The sequence below is a fragment of the Polynucleobacter sp. 35-46-11 genome, assembly GCF_002281105.1.
Genome location: NZ_NCFJ01000718.1, coordinates 1 through 1086, shown reverse-complemented (window position 1 = coordinate 1086; position 1086 = coordinate 1). Strand labels below are relative to the sequence as shown.

Sequence of the window (1086 nt, the reverse complement as noted above, 5' to 3'; positions counted from 1 at the left end):
AATCCGCGATCGAGAATTTGTGGAGCCTTCACCTCTTGATAACCTTCGCGCTGATAAACGCGACGCATGTATTGCTCAACTTCTTGCCAAATTGACCAGCCTTTTGGATGCCAGAAAATTAAACCAGGCGCTTCAGGCTGGAAGTGGAATAAGTCTAAGAACTTACCAAGGCGACGGTGGTCACGCTTCTCAGCCTCTTCAAGCATATGCAAATGCGCATCTTGATCTTCTTTTTTCAACCAGGCAGTACCGTAGATCCGTTGCAACATTTCATTCTTACTATCGCCACGCCAGTAAGCACCAGCAACACTCAGGAGCTTAAATACCTTGAGCTTGCCAGTAGACGGCACGTGCGGTCCACGACATAAGTCGGTGAACTTCCCTTCGGCATACAAAGACACATCTTCGCCCTGCGGAATACTTGCAATGATTTCCGCTTTGTAGTTTTCGCCTTGGTCTTTAAAAAACTTCACCGCTTCATCACGAGGCATCACTGTGCGAATCACTGGCTCATCTTTTTTAGCCAACTCAGCCATTTTCTTTTCAATTGCCACCAAATCTTCTGGTGTGAACGGGCGATGAAAAGAGAAGTCGTAATAGAAACCGTTTTCAATGACGGGACCAATAGTGACCTGTGCCTCTGGGAAGAGTTCCTTAACGGCATAAGCAAGTAAGTGTGCTGTAGAGTGACGCACAATTTCCAGAGCCTCCGGGCTTTTATCTGTGACGATGGCAAGCTGACTATCTTTATCGATCACAAAGCTGGCATCAACCATTTTTCCATCGACTATGCCACCAAGAGCGGCTTTGGCAAGACCGCTACCAATGCTTTGGGCAACATCAATAACGCGAACGGGAGCTTCAAACTCACGTTTAGATCCATCTGGCAGAGTAACTACAAGCATGACCACTCCATCTTATTAAGATTCAGCCAATTGACTGATGTACTTCACAACATCCACCAAAAAGAAAGCGCGGAAGCTTTTGGGCAACCGCGCACTTTTGGGTCTTTATTCGTTGGTAGGCTCGATTGGACTCGAACCAACGACCCCCACCATGTCAAGGTGGTGCTCTAACCAGCTGAGC

1 protein-coding gene is annotated in these 1086 nt (G+C 47.3%); it reads right to left on the bottom strand.

From position 1 onward, the window contains the following. A partial coding sequence (locus B7Y67_RS19065) for a TGS domain-containing protein (protein WP_293599975.1) occupies nt 1-905 on the bottom strand: 905 nt, incomplete at its 3' end. Between the last annotated feature and the right edge of the window lie 181 nt (nt 906-1086).